Annotated in this window: 13 protein-coding genes; 3 read left to right on the plus strand and 10 right to left on the minus strand. The window is 62.4% G+C overall.

What is annotated here, in order from left to right; translation table 11 throughout:
• Positions 1 to 177: 177 nt before the first annotated feature.
• Complete coding sequence (locus C4J90_RS12365) at positions 178 to 5,094, minus strand: dermonecrotic toxin domain-containing protein (RefSeq protein WP_124419912.1); 4,917 nt, start codon at positions 5,092 to 5,094, stop codon at positions 178 to 180.
• Between the two features lie 146 nt (positions 5,095 to 5,240).
• Between C4J90_RS12365 and C4J90_RS12370 the strand changes: the two genes are divergently transcribed.
• From C4J90_RS12370 to C4J90_RS12380, 3 genes are all read left to right on the plus strand, one after another.
• A complete protein-coding gene (locus tag C4J90_RS12370; RefSeq protein WP_124362667.1) occupies positions 5,241 to 5,531 on the plus strand; it encodes a DUF5629 family protein in 291 nt (96 codons plus the stop codon).
• Entirely contained in the window at positions 5,518 to 6,693 is a 1,176-nt protein-coding gene (locus C4J90_RS12375) for a lactonase family protein (RefSeq protein ID WP_124419913.1), read from the plus strand. The genes C4J90_RS12370 and C4J90_RS12375 overlap by 14 nt, the downstream gene beginning before the upstream one ends.
• A gap of 156 nt (positions 6,694 to 6,849) precedes the next feature.
• Complete coding sequence (locus tag C4J90_RS12380) at positions 6,850 to 7,029, plus strand: hypothetical protein (protein WP_124362669.1); 180 nt, start codon at positions 6,850 to 6,852, stop codon at positions 7,027 to 7,029.
• A 58-nt stretch (positions 7,030 to 7,087) separates the two neighbouring features.
• Here the strand turns inward: C4J90_RS12380 and C4J90_RS12385 are convergent, their stop codons facing one another.
• The 9 genes from C4J90_RS12385 to C4J90_RS12425 all read right to left on the minus strand — a co-directional run bounded on the left by C4J90_RS12385 (position 7,088) and on the right by C4J90_RS12425 (position 19,378).
• Positions 7,088 to 7,681, minus strand: coding sequence for a glutathione S-transferase (locus tag C4J90_RS12385; protein WP_124362670.1), 594 nt, complete (start codon positions 7,679 to 7,681; stop codon positions 7,088 to 7,090).
• A complete protein-coding gene (locus C4J90_RS12390) occupies positions 7,678 to 11,316 on the minus strand; it encodes an AAA family ATPase (protein ID WP_124419914.1) in 3,639 nt (1,212 codons plus the stop codon). Before C4J90_RS12390 ends, C4J90_RS12385 begins: the two co-directional genes overlap by 4 nt.
• Entirely contained in the window at positions 11,313 to 12,554 is a 1,242-nt protein-coding gene (locus C4J90_RS12395) for an exonuclease SbcCD subunit D C-terminal domain-containing protein (protein WP_124366882.1), read from the minus strand. The genes C4J90_RS12390 and C4J90_RS12395 overlap by 4 nt, the downstream gene beginning before the upstream one ends.
• A gap of 244 nt (positions 12,555 to 12,798) precedes the next feature.
• The gene (locus C4J90_RS12400; protein ID WP_124362673.1) at positions 12,799 to 13,038 is read right to left on the minus strand and encodes a DUF6124 family protein; all 240 of its coding nucleotides are present in this window, start codon (positions 13,036 to 13,038) and stop codon (positions 12,799 to 12,801) included.
• Between the two features lie 462 nt (positions 13,039 to 13,500).
• Positions 13,501 to 15,141, minus strand: coding sequence for a BatD family protein (locus tag C4J90_RS12405; RefSeq protein WP_124419915.1), 1,641 nt, complete (start codon positions 15,139 to 15,141; stop codon positions 13,501 to 13,503).
• A complete protein-coding gene (locus C4J90_RS12410; RefSeq protein ID WP_124419916.1) occupies positions 15,138 to 16,877 on the minus strand; it encodes a tetratricopeptide repeat protein in 1,740 nt (579 codons plus the stop codon). Before C4J90_RS12410 ends, C4J90_RS12405 begins: the two co-directional genes overlap by 4 nt.
• Positions 16,874 to 17,962: a VWA domain-containing protein gene (locus C4J90_RS12415; RefSeq protein ID WP_124419917.1), complete on the minus strand. Its 1,089-nt coding sequence runs from the start codon at positions 17,960 to 17,962 to the stop codon at positions 16,874 to 16,876. Before C4J90_RS12415 ends, C4J90_RS12410 begins: the two co-directional genes overlap by 4 nt.
• Positions 17,955 to 18,449, minus strand: a complete 495-nt coding sequence (locus C4J90_RS12420; RefSeq protein ID WP_124419918.1) for a DUF4381 domain-containing protein — start codon at positions 18,447 to 18,449, stop codon at positions 17,955 to 17,957. Before C4J90_RS12420 ends, C4J90_RS12415 begins: the two co-directional genes overlap by 8 nt.
• Entirely contained in the window at positions 18,446 to 19,378 is a 933-nt protein-coding gene (locus C4J90_RS12425; protein WP_124362678.1) for a DUF58 domain-containing protein, read from the minus strand. The genes C4J90_RS12420 and C4J90_RS12425 overlap by 4 nt, the downstream gene beginning before the upstream one ends.
• Positions 19,379 to 19,381: the final 3 nt, after the last annotated feature.

The raw sequence follows: 19,381 nt of genomic DNA on the forward strand, positions 1-19,381 counted from the left end.
TGGATAAAGGGCTGTCGTTTTGGGGCCAGAGTGGCGGGTCTGCAATCAATGAGGGTGGTAGCTGGCTACCGCTGAGGACTAAAAGGGCAACGACTCGAGCACGGCATGCTTCAAGCAAACGCCCGACGTTAAACCGTCGAGCGTTTGTGTTCGGATGGCTGTCGGTACGGCTTGAATTTACGGTGCAGGTGCGATGGCTAAAAAGAGTTGGTCCTGAGGCGGCACAATCAGCACGTAGAGGATTTTTTCAATGGGCTCGGCCCCTGGCTCCTGCTGGCTATGCAAGAGCGCTTGTACGTGCTGTTTGAGCAGGTCCTTTTGGGTGTACTTGCGCTGACTGGCCAGCTTCAGGTGTGCTCTGGTATAGCTGGCAGGTGGCGCATCGGCTGTCGCGTAGTGGAAGTGGGCGTACCACAACACGGTCGGAGGCTTTTGCGCTTTGTCATACACGGCATATTCAGTGAAAAAATCACCGCTGAGGGTAGGCCTTTGCGGGTCTGCCTGGCTGGTCAGGTTGATGTCGATTTCTTTCTGTCGCCACAAGTATTCAAGGCTTTGCAGCGTCGGCCACTGGCGTTTGTAAGCCTCGCTGCATACACGCTTCGCCATGCGCTGCATGTCTCTGGCGTGTGCCCGGTAGTTGTCGATCAAGTCTTGCGCCGAGGGCTGGCTGCGGTGTTCCCGAGCAATTTCATCGGCCAGGTCGGTTAGTTTTTTCGCCTGCCCGGTGAGCAACTCGTCCCAGTCAGCTGGATTGACATCTTGCCGGGTAAAGGGGTTTTCCAATTGGTGCTGCTGAGCGGTTATGGCCCGTTCAATCTCTGTGCGTTGCTGCACCAGTTTCTCGCCCTGGCTCTTTATCGCTGCCAGGGACCGCGCCTGTGGGGCAGGTTCTGGCACGTCCATCGGTGCCAGGGTTTTTTCCACCCAGGTGTCGGCCTCAAATTGTTCGAACGAAGTAACGGTTTCATCGAAAAATGGGTTGGTGATGGTGAAATGCTCTTGAGGGTGTTGGCCATCAGCAGGCCTGAGGTCACCGACCAGATAGTGTCTATTGCGGGTTTTGAAGATGCGCTTTGTACGGGCTTTTGGTCTGCGCAGCTTTGCCAGCGACGCTTCGACTTCCAGTGCCTCCTGGCTGCGCACCACGGCTTCCAGCTCGTTTTCGGCGAGGGTGCGAGCCCGTCTCAGCCCGCTCAGCAGCCGTTCGGCGATGAGGTGCACGCGCTGCGGATTAACAAACGTGAGGGCTTCGATGGCGGATGCGTAGCTGCGGTACTTGCCAAGGATAGTGTCATATAGCAGACGCTGTTCCTCGAGAGGATAACCGGTGCTGCTGCGCACTTCGGTGTGCGACAGCAAGACTTCACTCAGCCTCGATTCATCGAGATGTTTGATATACAGCAACTCCAGCGGGGAGGGCTCAACTGCTGACAGTTTTACGACCACCCGCGATAGCGGGATCAGAGCGTGGATTTCCAGATTTTCTGAAAAAAAATGTTGAGGAACGCTGATTTTTGCCAGCAACTCTTCCCGTATCACACGCCCCACCGCTGAGTCCTGCTCTAACAATTCAAGGGTGGTTTCCATTTCGCGGGAGCGGACCGCCATACGTTGGATCACGTCCGCGAGCTCAATTAATCGAGTAACGTGGTCGTTATAGTGCCAGGGACGTCCGCTCTGTATCTCAGGAAGCATGCGCTGCACCAAGTTATTCATTGGCTCGCCACGGTCGCTGAATAGAAAGGTGTCCGCCCATTTTTGCAGATGAAGATGCAGGCGCAGTTGATCATCCCAGAGCGACTTCAGGGTTATTGCCCTGTCCTGGACATGACCACGAGCCCCGGCGCACCGTTCGAGGTCCTGGCCCACCTTGTACAGTTCAATTCGCCGTGGCAGCAAAAGCGCATGCTTTTTTTCCAGGATATCCAGAGAAACTTCATAGCTGACGCGTATCTTTGAGTAGCTCGATATCTCCTGCTCGTGCCGCGTTTGAAGGGCTGTTTTCTGAGCGTCGGTGGCATTTTGCAGAAGCCGCCATACCAGTTTCAACGTACTGATTTGTTTGATCAGGTCATCACGGCTGCTGTTCATTCGAGTCAGCCACGTTCTGAATTCGGCCATCCCATGAGTGAGCTCCACATTGAGCTCTTGCATGCGGCCCTGAAGCAGTTCCAGTTGGCGGCGATTTTCCTCGCGCAGGGCCGCCACGCGCTTGGGACCACCGCCCGTCAGTTTCAGCCCACGATCCAGGGTCCAATGGCCGTTCCCGTCGGTGCTGAGTTTGATGCCGGGATGGTTGGGTTTGTCGGGATGAACAATGAACACTTCGTCAAAACCCGGAACGACAGTGACCCGAAAAAACAGGCCACCCACTGAGGCGTGCCAGTGGTTGTCGACCTTGAGCAACCCCTTGAGCGCACCAATAGCGATAGGTTCCGGTACCGGCTCAGGCCAAGGCGTGTTGACCTCGAGCAGTTTTTCCAGCAGACGCGCCGCTGCGCTGTCGCCGGCAAGGGAGCGATCAACGTCCAGCAGGGTTCTGCCGCCCCCTGGCGGTTCGGAAGGGAGGCCAACGATGCCACGTTCAATCAGCGGGAACCCGCTGCCTGCCCGGCCGGGTGGGCGCCTCAAGGGCAATCCTGCAAGGGTCTGTCGGGCGGTATTATCCTCGAGCAACGGCCCGCCTGAAGGTTGTGTGGGCAATCCATGGTGGATCAGTACCATGCCGATGTTGAGCAACAGGTCGACCCATGCGAGTTCCCTGGCAATGGGATCTTCGCTCGTCAATGCCGGCAGGTCCTGATTAAGGCTCAGTGCCAATTGCAGGAACCAGCCCACAGCCGCCAACGGTCCGCGCACCAGCATCAATAAAGTATTGAAACCCAGTTGCACCCCTTCGAGAATCAGCGCCCATCGGCTTTCAGTATTGGAGGTTGACTCACGGTCGGCCTGGTCGAGCAACTGACATGCTTCGCAGACAAACAGGTACTCCATCAATTCATTGCGGTTCAGTGCCTGCAGGATCTGATCGTTGCTTTCAGCATCCGCACTTGCCAGCGTCGCGGGCTTGGGGATGCCGGGCAAAGGGTCGAACTCTGAACCTATTCCGCTGATACGTATGTAATGCGGTTCTTTAAAGCCGCCATGGCTGTAGATGTCCCTGGCGTCATCGGCCAACCAGGCCAGTACGCTTTCCTGGATTGTCCCGGGCTGTGCGATGGCCTCCAGTAAACTGGCGCGGCTGGCAAACTCCAGCAGTGACTCACGATAGGCCGGGCGATAAAGCAGGTGCGGTCCGGATTGCGTGTCACGGGGCTCGATGATGAACATGTTCTGCACCACATCAGCCTTGGCGCCGGGTTTGCGTTGAAAGGCGAGGGTGCGCATGACGATTTCATCGGCGTCGACCCAACGCTCTGTACGGTGGGTGCCGACCACTGCCCTGACGCAACGCAAACCTCTTGGCGTCAGCCCGGCTTCACCTTTGATCTTGTGCTCAAGCGCCTGCATTTTCAGGGCGACGGGCCGTTGCCCGCAGAACATGCGTTTGCGCTTTTCAGCCTCCGGGGTATCACTCAGCAATTGCTGCTGTATATAGGCGGGGTAGTTCAGGCCGACATTGACACGTTGGATCAGTTCGTCCACGTAAGCCGTGGTCAGCCACGTTTCGATCTCCAGGCCTGCGGTGTGACGCAATGTCATGCGGCCTCTGGGTTTTCCCGAGAGGTTTTTCAAGGCCAGATCGACCAGGCTCATCGTGACCTTCTCGATGTAGCCACTTTGCAAGGTGCCGACGGGCACATCGAAGCTCAGTTCCAGTTCGTCGGCTTTGTATTTTGACTGCGCAACGTCTGTACAGGCGGCCTTGGCGTGCAATACGGCGTTTCTCTTCAAGCACAGTTGGTGATTCAAATGACGGGTGGCATAAGTGCGGATATCGTCCAGCCCATCCAGGTAGCCTTCACCCTGCGTCAGGCGTCTGAAGCTGGCTTGTTCGAGTAAGCATTGGCGGTAGACAAAGCGGTCGGCCGGTGAGGCATCTTGCAGCCACCTGGGGAGCGCGGCCTGGATTGGCGATAATGTTTCTATGGCGGTGAGTGGCGAAAGCGCAAACAAAGTGGCTGGATTGGTGATCGACGCAAACAGCGTTTCCATGTCGCTGACGGTGGTGGCGCCAGGCAGTCGGACCGCTGCGAGGTCCTCCAGGTGCTGGTTGAGCGCGAGTGCTGCCTGTACCTCGAAAATATCGCCGTCGGGTTCGTACAATTGCCAAGTGATTTTGTCGGCGATGAATTGCTCTGCCACATGTTTACCCCAAGCCTCCCCGAAAGCATCCAGGCTGGTGTAGGGCTCAATCCGGCCTGACACGGTACACAAAAACACCCGCTCGCCGCTGACCACCAGGATGTCGCTGGATTGCAACGTCAAGGTTGTGGCAGCACGTACAAGGTGCGTTTCCAGGGTATAGGCATGGATCGAGTTGTCGGGCCATGATCGCTTCGCTCTGGCCTCCCGGCTGGGGCAGTTTGCCAGTGTGCTGAGTATCTGCAGTTGTTGGGCATCATCCCCTGATTGGCGAATCGCCGAAGCCCTCAGCAAGCCTTGCAGCAAACCGGCCAGCCATTGCCAACGACTGCCGCCGGCATCACTGTCCTGGTTCCAGTATTTGGTCAGCGCATCTTGAAATCCGATAAACACAATCAAGGGCAGTTCCCGTATCACGCTTTCGACGACGTTCAGGTCATAGGAGACATGCTCATTGGCTGGCAGGGTGAGGCGGGTGCCCGTGGCGTCACTGAGGTAACTGTCGAGGTTGTGGCGCACGGAGAGGTCGGGGAAGCTGCCGTCGGCCATATGTTTGAGGGCCACCTCCAACAGCGGATGCAGGGCTCGGCCGCCGCCGTCACGGGGCAGTGCCAGGCAAAGATCGGAGAGCGCATTGGACAGGGATGGGAATTGTTCCTTCAAGGTATAGGTCAGCATCTGAGTAGCGACTGAACGCAGGGATGGACGCGTGAGAAATTGTGCTTCTACGGTCTTTTTCAGAAGGTTTTCAGCTGGGGCGCGCGTGGTGGTTGGCACGGGAGTCATCCTTAACGTGGGTTGGCGAGGTCCTCGTAAAGTAATGTCGACGGCGTGCCTGATGCGGTAGTCGGCTACCGCATGGCGATGGGAAAGAAGAAAGGCGCAAAGGATTGGTCTATCATCGACATTTTTCCCCTTGATGAATGATCCTGATGACTGCCGCCAGCCTGCTTACTGAACTTCAAACCAGCGACATGCTCGAAATCGATGGGCTGCATGCCTTCGATTTCACCTCAGACGAGCAAGGCTTGCGCATGACCTGCATGGACGGCCGGGCCGAGAAGCGCTGGACGTTCAGCCTCGCGCAAGTACAGGCCGCGACCTTTGATGACGCCTTGCAAAGCTGGACCCTCACCGGTGATTCGGGCGAACACCGCCTGGTGTGCATGGCCGCCTTCACCGGCAACAATAACGACGAGGAAGACGAGCATGATGATGCGTAAATTCTGGCCGCTGCTGATGGCCGGCAGTGTGGGGGCGATGTCGGTGCAGGCTGCACCGGCTGACACCTATGAATTGTTGGTGGGCAGCTACACCGCTGGCGCCAGCGAAGGTATTTATCGCCTGCAATTCGACAGCCGCACTGGCCAGTTCCAGGGCAAACCGGTGCTGGCAGCGAAGGCTGACAACCCTTCGTGGCTGACGGTCTCCAAAGACCAGAAGCACCTGTTTGTGGTCAATGAAAACGGTCCCGGCCAGCAAGACCCGGTCGGTCGCGTCAGCAGCTACAGCATCGACCCGAAGAGTCATCAGCTCACCCTGATCAATCAGGTGCAGAGCCTGGGTAACGAGCCGACCCATTCCAGCATCGCTGCGGATGGGCGTTACCTGTTCGTCGCCAATTATTCGGTGGTGGAAGACCCGGGCGGCAGCCTGGCAATCCTGCCGGTGGACGCTACCGGCAAACTGTCGGCGCCGGTGCAGTTGAGCGGGCACCCGGCCAGTCGCGTCAACCCCGAGCGCCAGGCCTCCAACCACGTGCACTCAGTGGTGTCTTCGCCGGATGGCAAGTACGTGTTTGTGCAGGACCTGGGGGCGGACAAAGTATTTGCCTACCATTACGACCCCAAGGCCAATCACGAATTGCCGCTGACCCCGGCCAACCAGGCATCGGTGCAATTGCCACCGGGCAGCGGCCCACGTCACCTGCTGTTCAGCGCCGATGGCAAGCACGCCTGGTTGACCACTGAGATGAGCGCGCAGGTCGCGGTGTTCGATTATGCCGACGGCAAGCTCACCCAGACCCAGTTGGTTGACTACGCCGCCGGGCAACCGGTGTCCGATAAGGCCGGCGCCGCCGTGCATGCGTCCAGTGACGGCAAGTTCCTGTATGTGAGCAATCGCGGCACCGCCAACCAGATCATCGTATTTGGCGTAGACCCAGCCACCGCCCACCTCAAAGAGCTGCAGCGCCGCAGCGTGGAAGGCGACCACCCGCGCGAGTTCAGCCTCGACCCGAGCGGCAAGTTCCTGCTGGTCGCCAACCAGAAGAGCAACGAAATTGTGGTGGTCGAACGTGACCCCAACACCGGCCTGCTGGGTAAAACCGTGCAGAAATTGCTGATCGATGCGCCCAGCGACCTCAAGTTCCTGGTGCGTCAATAAGCCACAGGCCCCGCAACGCGGGGCCTGACCCTAAGTATTAATTCCATTGATGACGGCTACTGTTTCAAAGCATTTCTAAGGTTCAACCCCCGGGCGTAAGTTGGGTTCCAAGGCCTCCCCAGGCCACTCAACCAAACGCACACAAGGGTTACCGACATGAATCTGAACCTCTTCTCCGTCATCGCCGCTTCCGCTGTTTCCGCCACCGTGGCCTTGCCTGCCAACGCCAGCGTGGACGTCGCCGGGAAAAAATCCAGCACCAGCGCCTACACCCAGAAATACCTGCAACAGAGCGCCAACTTTTATGCGGCGCTGGATCACAAGACCCAGGGCTAACACTGATCAACCTGTGGGAGGGGGCAAGCCCCCTCCCACAGGTTGATTGATGTTGGTTTCAGGGCTTTGCCATCACCGCGATAAACAGCGGTGACTCCAGAATCCGCTGTAGCCACGCCTGTAGCCGTGGATAGGGCGTACCCGCAAACCACTCGCGATCCACATGGGCGAACTGCCGCACAAACGGCACGATGGCTGCGTCTGCCAGGCTCATGTGCGCGGCGAGCAAGTACTCACGATCCGCCAGCAAACCCTCCAACTTCTGCAAGAACACCTCGCCCTCGGCCCGATAATCTTCCATCGGCTGCTGCGGATAGCGTTCGGCGTACTTGTATCGATTCAAATGATGTTTGAACAGGTCGTCATTTTCGGCGATCAATGCCAGTACCGCAGGATCACCTTGCAGTCGCCAATCGCCGGGGTCGTTTTGCGCCAATGCCCATTGCATGATCTCCAGGCTTTCCTCGATCACCCGACCTTCCACGCTCAGCACCGGAACCGTGCCCTTGGGCGACAATGCCAGCATCTCGGCCGGCTTGGCCTTGAGGCTCACCTCGATAATCTGCACCGCCACCCCCGAATAGCGCAGCGCCAGGCGTGCGCGCATCGCATAGGGGCAGCGCCGGAATGAATACAGCAGCGCTTCGCTCACTTGACCTCCAGGGTGCTCAAGCCATTGCCCTGGCGCTTGACCTGGATCTGCACCGGGATGCGCTCATGCATTTCCTGTACATGGGAAATCACCGCGACCTTGCGGCCCTGAGCCTGCAAACCGTCGAGGGCGTCCATGGCCAATTGCAGTGATTCGGGGTCGAGGCTGCCGAAACCTTCATCGATAAACAGCGATTCGATCTTCAACGTGCTTGACGCCATCGACGCCAGGCCCAAGGCCAATGCCAGGGACACCAGGAACGTCTCGCCGCCGGACAACGAGTGCACCGAGCGCAGTTCATCACCCATTTCCGTGTCCATCACCAGCAGGCCCAACATGCTGCCGCCACGCTTGAGGCGGTAGCGGCGCACCAGTTGGCGCAGCTGCACGTTGGCGTGATGCACCAGCAGGTCGAGGTTGTAGGCCTGGGCGATCTTGCGGAAGGTGTCGCCGGTGGCCGAGCCGATCAGCGCGTTCAGGCGGGCCCAGCGCTGCCATTCGTCATAGGCCTTGGCGATTTGCTCGGCCAGGGCGCTGTTGGCATCCTGGCGGCGCTGGTCCTCGGACTGGCGCGCGCGCAGTTCGGCGCAGTGTTTCTCGCCCTCGGCCAATTGCTGGTTGAGCGCGGCGAGGCTGCTGTCCAGCTGTTCGGCGTCCAGGTTGCCATTGTGCAAGGCCTGGTGCTCGGCGAGGCGTTGTTCGCGCTCTTGCAGCAGTACGCTGGCTTGTTCGACGGCTTTTTCGCAGGTGTGCAACTGCTGGCGCAGGTCGGTGATCTGGGCGTCGTCCAATGCCAGCAGACGCGCCAGACCGTCATCGTCCAGCTCGGGGCGCGCGGCGCGCCACGCGCTGATGCGCGTGTCCAGGGCCTGTCGTTCGCTCTCGAGCGCTTGCTGGCGCTCCTGCACGGCCTTGAGGTCGGCGACCAATTGCACCAGTGCGGAGTGAACGGCGTGCAACTCCTGGCTGGCATCGGCTTCGCTTTGGCGCGACTGGGCGACGGCCTGATCCAGTTGCTGTTGCCACTGTTCGGCGCTCGCGTGCTCGCCCAGCAATGCGCTGAGCGTTTCCTGGGCGTCGCGGTGCTGGGTGGCCAGCTCGGCGACCTGCAGATTCAGCGCCTCCAATTGCTGCTGGCGATGCTGCTGGTGGGTCTGTTGCTTCTCGATGGCCTGCTGACGCTCTTGTTGTTCAGCCAGCTCATCACGCTGATGGCCCAGGTGTTCCAGGCGCTGGCTGACCTGCTGATCAAGCTGCAGGAAGGTCGCCGCCGGTTCACTGCGCAAGCCTTCCAGCGTCGCGCTGGGCAACAGGCTGGCGAAGCTTGCAAGTTCTGCATCCAGGCGTTCGCGGTCGTTGGCCAGGGCGCGCTGCTGGTCGAGCAACAGTTGGCGGGCCTGCTGGCTGGCGTCCTGGGCGGCTTGCAACTGCTGCTGCAAACGCCCGGCGTTCTGTTGCAGGTTGAGCAGGGCGCTTTGGCGCTGTTCGTCCTGGGCGATGCTTTGCGTCAGTTGCGCCAGTTGCTGGGTCAACCAGCTGCTGCGCTTGGCGGCGTCCTGGTTGAACAGCGCGGCGCACAGCGGATGCGCCTGCAGGCTTGGCGCCAACGCTTGCTGCTGCAGCGCAAGCTGCTCCTGCTGCGCCAGGAATTCCTTTTGCTGGGCGATCAGGCCACCCACTTCGCCACGCAGCTCGGTGAGCTTTTCCTTGAGACTGTCGACGGCTTTCTGCGCCGTGGCCTCTTCGTTTTCATCGTGGCGCCCCAAGCTCTGCAACAACGCTTCGGGCTGGTGATACGGATGTTCGTGGCTGCCGCAGACGGGGCAGGGCTGGTCATCCTGCAACTGCTCGCGCAGTTCCTCGACGCTGGCACTGCGGGCCAGGCGCTGGCGCTCCAGCAGTTGCTTGGTCACCGTCAGGGTTTGCTCGGCCACCGTCAGCTCGGCTTTGGTTTGCAGGCCGGTCTGGTTCAGTTGCTCGCGCTGCTGCGCCGCCTCGGCGAGTTTTTGCGCCAGGCTGCTGGCCTGGGTGTCGAGCTGCTGCTGGCTGTCCCACAAACGTGCCAGGTCTTCGAAGGCACGTTGTTGCTTGCGATTGTCCTGCAAGAGGCTGGCGAGCAATTGCAGTTGTTCGGCCACTGCGTGCGGCTCGGCCCCGGCCTCCTGGTACAGCAGGTCCAGGGCTTCGCGCTGCTGGGTGAATTGCGCCACGGCGGCGGTGACGCGCTGTTCGAGTTGCGGCAGTTCGGTCTCGCCCTGATTCAGGCGATTGCCGATCAGCATCAACTGTTGCAAGCGGTCGCGGTAGGCGGTCCAGGCGTCGCTCAGGGGCGCGAGGGCGGCGCTGCGCTCCAGTTCAGCGGCCAGGCGTTGCAGGCGCTCGCCGACCTGGGCCTGCTTTTCTTGCAGGCTGTTGAGCAAAATCTGACCTTCGCTGCAGGCGGTGGCGTGCTGCTGCTGGTCCTCGGTGCGCTTGGCCAGTTCCTTGGTCAAGTGGGCGAGGGTGGTCTGTTGTTCGAAGGCCTGGCGCAACAACGGCGCGGCCTGCGCCTGGTTCTGCTGGGCTTGCCCGAGTGCCGACTGGGCGCTGGCCTGCTGCTGTTGCGCCTGTTCCTGGCGGCTGTGCAGCACGGCTTGTTGTGCAAGGTGCTGCTGAATCTGCGTGGCGAGCGGTGCCAGCAAGGCGTCGAGTTCTGCGCGGCGCAGGAAGTGATGGCGCTGTGGGGCGAGCTGGTCCAGGCGCGTCAGGTCCTGGCGCTGCTGGCCTTGGCTGTCCCACTGTTGCTGGGCGTGCTGCAACTGCTCGGCAGCGCTTTGCTGGCGCTCCTGCCATTCGCGCAGTTCCTTGAGCCAGGTGTGCTGCAATTCCAACTGCTTGAGCTGGGCCTGGTGGGTCTTGAGTTGCTGTTGCGCCTGGTTCAGTTGTTGATCCAGCTCGGCGCGCGCTTCGGCGGCCAGGGGCACCACGCCAGTGGCCTGGTCCTGCAACTGTTTGTGGGCGTCCCTGGCGTCCTTGGCCTTGTCGAAGGCGCGGCGGCCAAGTTGGGTGTAGAGCGCGGTGTCGGTGAGCTTTTCCAGCAGTTCGCTGCGCTCGTTGTCGTTGGCCTTGAGAAAGGCACTGAACTCGCTCTGCGCCAGCAGCACCGCACGGGTGAACTGTTCGAAGTTCAGGCCCAGGGCCAGTTCCAGCTGGGTCTTGTATTCGGTTTTCTGGCTGGCCAGCAGTTGCTCGCTGTCCAGGTCGATCAGGCTCTGGCGGCTGCTCTGCAGCTTGCCGCTGGCCTTGTCGCGGGCGCGGTTGGCTTCCCAGCGCGCCCGGTAGCGCCGGCCGCTGACGCCGACGAAATCCACCTCGGCGTAGCCACCGCCGGTACCCCGCCTGAGCAGGGTGCGCGGGTCGCCGATGGAAATATCGCTGTCGGCATCCGGCATCTTCGCCTGGCCGGTATCGCCCAAACGCGGCACCGCGCCAAACAGCGCCAGGCACAGTGCATCGAGCAGGGTGCTTTTGCCGGCGCCGGTCGGCCCGGTGATGGCGAACAGACCGGCACTGGCCAGCGGCTCGGCGGTGAAGTCGATCTCGAACGGCCCGGCCAGGGACGCGAGGTTTTTCAGGCGGATGGCGAGGATCTTCATGGCTGTTCGTCCTCCTGTTGCACTTCCTGGAGCAGCACGGCGAAGTCCTTCAAGGTTTGTTCATCCACTTCGCTGCCGTAGCTGTCCTGCCAGGCACGGCTGAACAGTTCCTGGGGCGTGAGCTGGTCGAGTTCGACCAGGCGCTCTTCATCGCCGTCAGCGCGCGGGCCGTTGCCGGCGTATTCGGCGGCGATGCGCACCAGGCGCACGGCCTTGCCTTGCAGGGCGGTTTCGATCTGCTGGCGCAGGTCCGGTTGTGGTTCGTCCAGGCGCACGCGCACTTCCAGCCAGGGATGGCGCTGGGTTTCGGCGAGCAGGTCGATGTCGGGCAGCTCGGCCAGGGCCTTGAGAATATCGGCCAGAGGCGCGGCTTCCAGGCGTTGCAGGTTGACCGAGCGCGGAATCAGCAGCGGTTCGACGCCGACCAGTCGTTCGCCCTGGAACGTTACGTCGAGCACCTGGTGCTTGTAGCTGATTTCGGAAAACGACAGCGGAATCGGCGAGCCGCTGTAGCGAATGCGCTCTTCGCCATTCACTTTTTGCGGCTTGTGCAGATGGCCGAGAGCAACATAGCCGACACTCTTATCGAACAGGCTGGCCGGCAGCGCCTCGGCATTGCCGATGATCAGGCTGCGCTCGGAGTCTTCCGACACCGAACCCCCGGCCATGTGCGCATGGCTGATGGCAACCAGCGCCTGGCCTTTCTTGCGTTTGGCGTTGGCGGCCGCGATCAGCCATTCATGCACTTGGCCGATGCCGCGCAGGTAATCATCGCCCAACTGCGCACCCGTGACTTCCGCCGGGCGCAGAAAGGGCAGCGCCAGGCACCAGGCGACGATCTTGCCTTTGGCGTCCGGCAATGGGATCAGCAGGCGTTCGGCATCCAATTGGCCGTCATCCAGCCACAGCACACGGCCCAACGCATGGGTACGCAGACGGCGCATCAGCGGGGCGGGCAACTCGATGCGCGAACCTGAGTCGTGGTTGCCGGCGATCATCACAATCGTCAGCGTGGGGTTTTGTTCGTGGGCGCCGATGATGAAGTCATACAGGCGCTCCTGGGCCTTGAGCGGCGGGTTGACCGTGTCGAAGATATCGCCAGCGATCAACAGCGCCTCCGGGCGGTGGGCCTTTAGTTGGCCCAGCAGCCATTCGAGGAAGCAGGCATGTTCGAAGTCGCGTTCCTGGCCGTGCAGGTTTTGCCCAAGGTGCCAGTCGGAGGTGTGAAACAGACGCAAGGCGAACTCCGTGGAGAAGATGAAAAGGAGGGGAGTTTACCTGTATTACTAGCGCAGTGCCTTGGGGGACGCCGGGGGTGATCGTTCCCACGCTCTGCGTGGTAATGCCTCCTGGGACGCTCCGCGTCCCGCCAGGCGCTGCAAGTTCCGCTACTGCACACAGGTGACGTAGAGCGTCACGGGCTGCATTCCCACGCGGGAGCGTGGGAACGATCTTTGAAGCCGCGCTCCACAGGGGGGGGCGTTATGCCTGGGGTTGCAGGCACTCCAAGGCTCGGTCCGCCAGGGTGCGGGCCATGTCGATCAGGTGGGCGGTGGAGCAGGCCATGTCGCGTTGGGCGCCGTTGAGGTCTTCAGCGGTCTGCGTTGCGGTAGTGGCGGCGCAACGTAATAGCGAGGCAATGCTTGCGATGGCGTCCTCGAAGCTGAGGTCTTCGTGGGCGACAAAAATCGGAAAGGGGGGATCGGGGACGAGTTTGTTCATGCGTGAAGCTCCTGCTTGGATTGGGAGCCATTCTTTTGCCGATCTCACACGTCAAAAGGTGGCAGCTATGTGCGGGGTGAGATACCGGAAAGCAGGACCCGGCCAGACCAAAGCCTGCCCGCACATAGCCGCCATAGACGGTCGTAGCGCATGGCGCCTGCTAATACACGGCATCTCACACCCGATCGCTGATATGCAGCGACGAAGCGAAGGCTATCCAGCGAAATGAGCAGGCGCAAGGCCGAAGGATTGTCTAGGAAACGTCCTGCAAATTAAAGCGATATGGATTGCTGGCCTTTAACAATGCATGTCCAGCAGGCGATGCAGGCCAACTGTGGGAGGGGGCTTGCCCCCGATGGCAATGGATCAGTGACAAGTATGTTGACTGACACACCGCTATTGATCGTTCCCACGCGGGAGCGTGGGAACGATCTTAGGTGGGGGCTTGCCTCGTGTCAGGGGTTATTTGGGGTAGAGCGGCGGCAGGCTGGTGGTATCGGTGGCCGGGTCTTGTACGCGCTCCGCCACGGGGATGGCCTTGATTGCGCGCCACAGGTCTTCACCCAGCCAATACTGGCCACTTTCGCTGTACAACGCGCCGTTCAGCCCGTCCAACGCATCCGACAGCGGCACGAAGCGCGCGGCCATGTCGGCGAGGGTTTCCGGTTGTTGGCGGGCCCAGGCATCCAGGGCCTGGCGGGTGGCGTGGGGGTCGTTGGCCTGGGTCGCGCGCTTGAGGTCGTCGAGCAGGGTGCGCGGGCTGGGGCCGGTTTGCGCGGCGCGTTGCACGGCGGGTTGGCGGCGGGCGCGCCACCACAGGCCGAAGCCCAGCAGGGTAGTGCAGGCCAGCAGCAAGGTGCTGAGCTGCCACAGCCACAGGCGTTCGTCATCCGGCGCGGTGATGACGGTCGGCGTGGCGGGGGTGTCCACCACCAGGCTCGGGTTGACCGCCACTTGCAGGGTGCGGGCCGGCAGGCTGGTGCGTTCCAGGTGGTCTTCGTGGGTGTTCCACCACACCACTTCCACGGCGGGCAGTTCCAGCGCACCGGCACGGGTGGGCACCAGTGCCTCGCGGTCTTCGCGGCTGCCGATCAGGCCACGGTCGCTGGTCTGGTTGCCCAGTACCGGTTGGTCCGGGTAGCGGCGCAGGCCGTTGACATCGGTACTGGGCAGCGCCGGCAGTTGCGCGCTGGACAGGCCCTCGACCTTGACCGTGAGGCTGCGCGTCAGCGAGTCACCGACCTGCACATGTTCGGGCACCGGGTTCCAGGCTTCGTCCAGGCTCAGGCTGCGCGCCGGCAACCAGGGCGTGTCGGCAGGGTAGAACTCGGGCTTGGGCTTGACCGTCAGCGCAAGCGGCGCTGAGCTGGCGTGGATCAGCTTGCCCGGCTTGGTGCCCTGCAGCGTATTCTCCTGGGGAGGGCGCGACTCCACCAGGGTCGCGCTGAAGGTCTGCGCCCCAATCGCCAAGGGCCCGCTGTGCTGCGGATAGATCGCGTAGCGGGTTTCGATCACGCCATGGCGAATGCTGTTGATGACTTTTTCATAGGTGCGCGACTCGCCCAATTGCTCGACCCGAGCGTCGGGGATTTGCAGGGGCGTGAGGCTGCTGTCGTCATACAGCGACACCGAGTGATACACGCGTACGGTCAACAGGGCCTGGGCCTGCACGTAAACGCTGGTCTGGTCGAGGTTGGCTTCGACGAACACCGGTGCCAGTTCGGCGCTGGTGTTCTGGCTGGCGGTTTCCAGCACTTGCAGGGTGATCGGCTGGGTCTTGAGGTCGCCCACTTGCAGCGGCGGGATCACCACGGTGCCGTTTTCCCTGGGCAGCAGGGTGATGATCCAGCGCGTGGTCGCGTGGTTATCGCCGCCCAGGGTGGTGAGCTGGTTGATCTGGCGCGTGCCGCTGACTTCGAACTGCGCATCCAGGGGCGACAGGTCGGGCTTGCCGAACTGGGTCACGTCGCTGGATTCCACCGTCAGCTCCACCGTTTCCCCGGAATTGAGGCGGCTGCGGTCGACGCTGGCGACCAGGTTCGCCGCCTGGGCGTGGCCTGCCGACAAGGCGAGCAAGAGCAGAAGGGTGGTGCGGCGGCTCATCGAGTCTTGTCCTGATGTTGTTGCTGTTCGTACCAGAATTTGCGTCGCAGCAGTTCACCGGGGTTGTCCGGGATCTGTTGCAGCCATTGCTCCAACGCCTGGCGATGTTCGCCTTCAAGGCTGGCATCGGCGGGGCGTAGCGGCGGCGTGGTGGTTTGCTCGTCGCCGAGCTCGCTGCCTGGCACGTCGTTACCGTCGGTTGGCGGCACGCCAGCGGTGTCGGTGGCGCCGTTGGCGGCTTGGCCCTGACCCTGGGTGGATTGTTCGCCACCCTGGGCATTTTGCCCGTCGGCGCCCGGTTGCGCAGTTTGGCCGGGTTGGGTGGTTTCGTCATCCTGGTTTTTTTCGGGTTCGTCGGGCTCAGGCTGGGCTTGTTCGCGCAGCAGGTTTTCCACCAGCGCCTTGTTCTTCAGGGCCGGCTGCAGATCGGGTTGGGCTTCCAGCGCCTGTTCGTAGGCATCGATCGCGGCTTCCAGCTCACCCGATCGGGCCAGGGCATTGCCGCGATTGTAGTGGGCGTAGGCGTTGTCACCCTGGGCAAAACGCTTGATGGCTTCGGCATAGTTACCGGCTTCGTACAGGGCCACGCCTTGCCATTGCGGGTCCTGGAAGCGTTCGGCGGCCTCGGCCGGGCGTTTTTTCTTCAGCAGGTACTGGCCTTGCTGGTCGGGGCGCAGCCACAGGTCCTGGAATTCGAAGGCATAGCTGGGCTGCGGTGCGACCATCAACAGCAGCGGCAGGCAGAACAGCCAGCCGCGGCGCCCGGCGCAGGCGGCCAACAGCAGCAGCGGCAGGAGCAGCCAGTAACCCTGGTCGGCCCAGGTGTCCAGGCGCAGCAGTTGACCGTCGTCGCGCAAGGCCTGGGGCGGGTCGAGTACGCCGAGTTGGCGCAGGTCTTTGTCGTCCAGGCGCGCGGCCCGGTAGCGGCCGCCCATTTCGCTGGCGAACGCCTTGAGGGTCGGGCTGTCGAGGCGTGGGATCAGGATCGCGCCCTGTTCGTCCTTGAGGAATTCGCCGCTTTCCTGGGTGACTGGCGTGCCTTCACGACTGCCGATCCCGAGGATCGACAAGCTCGGCGCCTGACTGCCTTGCAACAGCAACCGGATACCCTGGCGCTCCTGTTTGGACAGCGACGAGCCGATCAGCAGCAGGCGCCCCTGGCCGAGGCCGCCGTGCTTGAGCAGGGCCAGGGCTTTTTCCACGGCCAGGTCGGCGCGGTGGCCGGGCTCGGGCATGATCGAGGGGCGCAGCGCTTCAAGCAGGTTACGGCTGGTGGCCAGGTCATCCGACAGTGGCACCAGGGTGTGGGCGCTGCCGGCATACACGACGATGGCGGTTTGCGCATCGGTGCGTGCCTGCAGCAAGTCATAAAGCTTGCGCCGCGCCTGTTCGAGACGGTTGGGCGGGCTGTCGGTGGCGAGCATCTGCGGGGTGAGTTCCAGCAGCACCACCAGCGGGTCGGAAGGCTTCTGGCTGAGTTGTTCAACCCGTTGCCAACTGGGCCCCAGCAGCGCCAGCAACGCCAGCAGCCAGGCGATGCCCAGTACCACCCAAGGCGATTTGCTTTCGCGGCCGTTGCCGCCACTGAGCAGCGTGGCATGGAAGGCCTGGGGCAGGATGAGCTGCCAGCGCCCGGCGCGTTTTTGCCGGTGCCACAGTTGCCACAGCAACCAGCCGAGCAGCGGCAGCAGCAACAGCCACCACGGGCGCAGCCAGTGCGGCCACAAAGCGATCATCGACGCCTCCGCAAGCGCAGGCGCTTGAGGCGCTGGCGCCATTCCGGGCTCTGTGGCAGGAACATGCCCTTACTCGAGAGTTTGGTGTACAGCCGCTGCAAGGCGTTGTTCGGCCAGCGTTCGTGCACCACCAGCAACAGGCTGAGGAGCAGCGCCAGGGCCAGCGGGCCGCTGTACAACGCGTGGGCCGGGCGGGCCTGGGTGGGCTGCTGTTCGACGGGCTCGAGGGTATCGAGGGTGGTCTTGATCTGTTCCAGCTCGTTGCCATCGCGGGCGCGGAAATACTGGCCGCCCGTCGACTCGGCGAGGGCCTTCAGCGCCGGTTCGTCGAGGTCCAGGCTCGGGTTCACGCCGAGAATGCCCAGGGAGCCGGTTTGCTCAGGGTCGGCGCCGATGCCGATCGGGTAGATTTTCACGCCTTCTTCTGCGGCCAGGCGCGCAGCGGTGAGCGGGTCGATTTGTCCGGCGTTATTGGCGCCGTCGGTCACCAGGATCAGCACGCGGCTTTGCGCCGGGCGCTGGCGCAGGCGTTTCAGGGCCAGGCCGATGGCGTCGCCGATGGCGGTGTTCTTGCCGGCGATGCCGATGCGCGCTTCATCCAGCCAAGTGCGCACGGTGCGCCGGTCGAAAGTCAGCGGCGCTTGCAGGTAGGCCTGGCTGCCGAACAGGATCAGGCCCACGCGGTCGCCTTCACGGCCCTCGAGAAAATCCCCGAGCAAGTGCTGGACCAGCGCCAGGCGGCTGACGTCTTCGTCCTGCCAGTGCATGTCGGGAAAATCCATGGAGCCGGAGACATCCACCGCCACCAGCAAGTCGCGGCCACTGGCGGCAATCGGCAGCGGCTCGCCGAGCCATTCCGGGCGGGCGGCGGCGGTCAACAGCAACAGCCACAGCACCACGAACGGTGCCTGCTGGCGCCAGCCCGGCAGGTTCACCCGAGCGCGGCGCCGGGCCAGGCTTTCGAGGTCGTTGAGGTAGCTGACTTTCAACGCGGGTTCGCCACTGTCGGCTGCCGGCAGGACAAGGCGCATCAACCACGGCAAGGGCAACAGGGTGAAGATCCACGGCCAGGCGAACTCAAACATGTTTGCGAATCCAGGTGTCGACGGCTTGGGTCAGGCCAGCGATGGCCTTGTCGTCGAGTTTGCATTCTGGCTTGTAGGCGCCTTCGACCAGCACCATCCAGCGCGTGAGGCCGGCGGCGGGGCAGCGGTTATCGAGGAACGCCAGCCATTTGCGGCCGTTGAGGGTGTGGCTTTGGCTGTAGGGGTAGTCGTTGCGGCACAGGCGCTTGAGCAAGCCATTGAGTTGCTGCAGCCACGCTCCGGCGGGCGCGCCGTCATAGGGTTTGGGCATCAGCGCCAGCTCGGCCAGGGCCGCAATGCGCAGCGGGTCCAGCGGTTGTTCGGCGCGGGCCACGGGGCGGCGCGTGGGCAGGAAACGGCGCAGCCACCACAGGCCCCAGCCCAGCATCGGGAGCAGCAGCAACAACAGCCACCAGCCCGGCGCGGGCGGCCAGAAGCCGATGGCTGGCGGGGCGATCAGCGGTTGCAGTTGGTCGAGGTTGCTCATTGTTTTCTGACCGGGCGTTGCGGGTTGAGGTATTCGCGCAGTTGCTCGACCATTTCACTCTGGGTGCTCAACGGCATCAACAAGACGCGCAGCTTTTGTGCCAGCAGCTCCCAGCGGGCGATGCGCGCTTCGGCCTGGGCCTTGTAGGCCTGGCGCAAATCGAAATTGAGCGTATCGAGTTCCAGTTGCGCGCCTCGTTGCGCGAAACGCAGCAGCCCGGCGGCGGGCAGGGCGTGGTCCAGCGGATCGGAGATGGGCAGCAGCAGCAAATCGCAATGACGCGACAACAGGCTCAGTTGCTGCTCGGCGCCTTCAGTCAGCGCCCGTTCATCACAGATCACAATGCCCAGGCTGCCGGGGCGCAGCACTTCGCGGCCACGGCGCAGAGCCATGCCCAACGCGTCGGCTTCAGGAAGGCTTTCGGTGTTCAGGCTCTGGTTGACCCGCACCAGGCGGTTAAGCAGTTGCAGCAGGCTTTGCTTGCTGCGCCGGGGTTTGATTTCGTAATGCTCGCTGTCGCCGAACACCAGGCCGCCCACGCGGTCGTTGTGCCCCAGCGCGGCCCAACCGATCAGGCTGGCAGCTTGTGCGGCGAGCACCGACTTGAACATCTGCCCCGAGCCGAAAAACAGCCGGCAGCTTTGCTCGACCATGATGAAAATCGGCCGCTCGCGCTCTTCGTGGAACAGCTTGGTGTGGGGCTCCTGGGTGCGGGCGGTCACGCGCCAGTCGATGGTGCGCACGTCGTCCCCGGCCTGGTACACGCGCACCTGGTCGAAATCCACACCGCGCCCGCGTAGCTTGGAGTGGTGCAGGCCGATCAGCGGGCTGCGCTGGCCGGGGGTGGAGAACAATTGCACTTCACGCACGCGATGGCGCATCTCGATCAGCTCACTGAGCGTGACGTGGATACCCGCGCTCGCGTTCATCGA

The sequence above is a fragment of the Pseudomonas sp. R2-60-08W genome, from assembly GCF_003852335.1.
Classification (GTDB): Bacteria; Pseudomonadota; Gammaproteobacteria; order Pseudomonadales; family Pseudomonadaceae; genus Aquipseudomonas.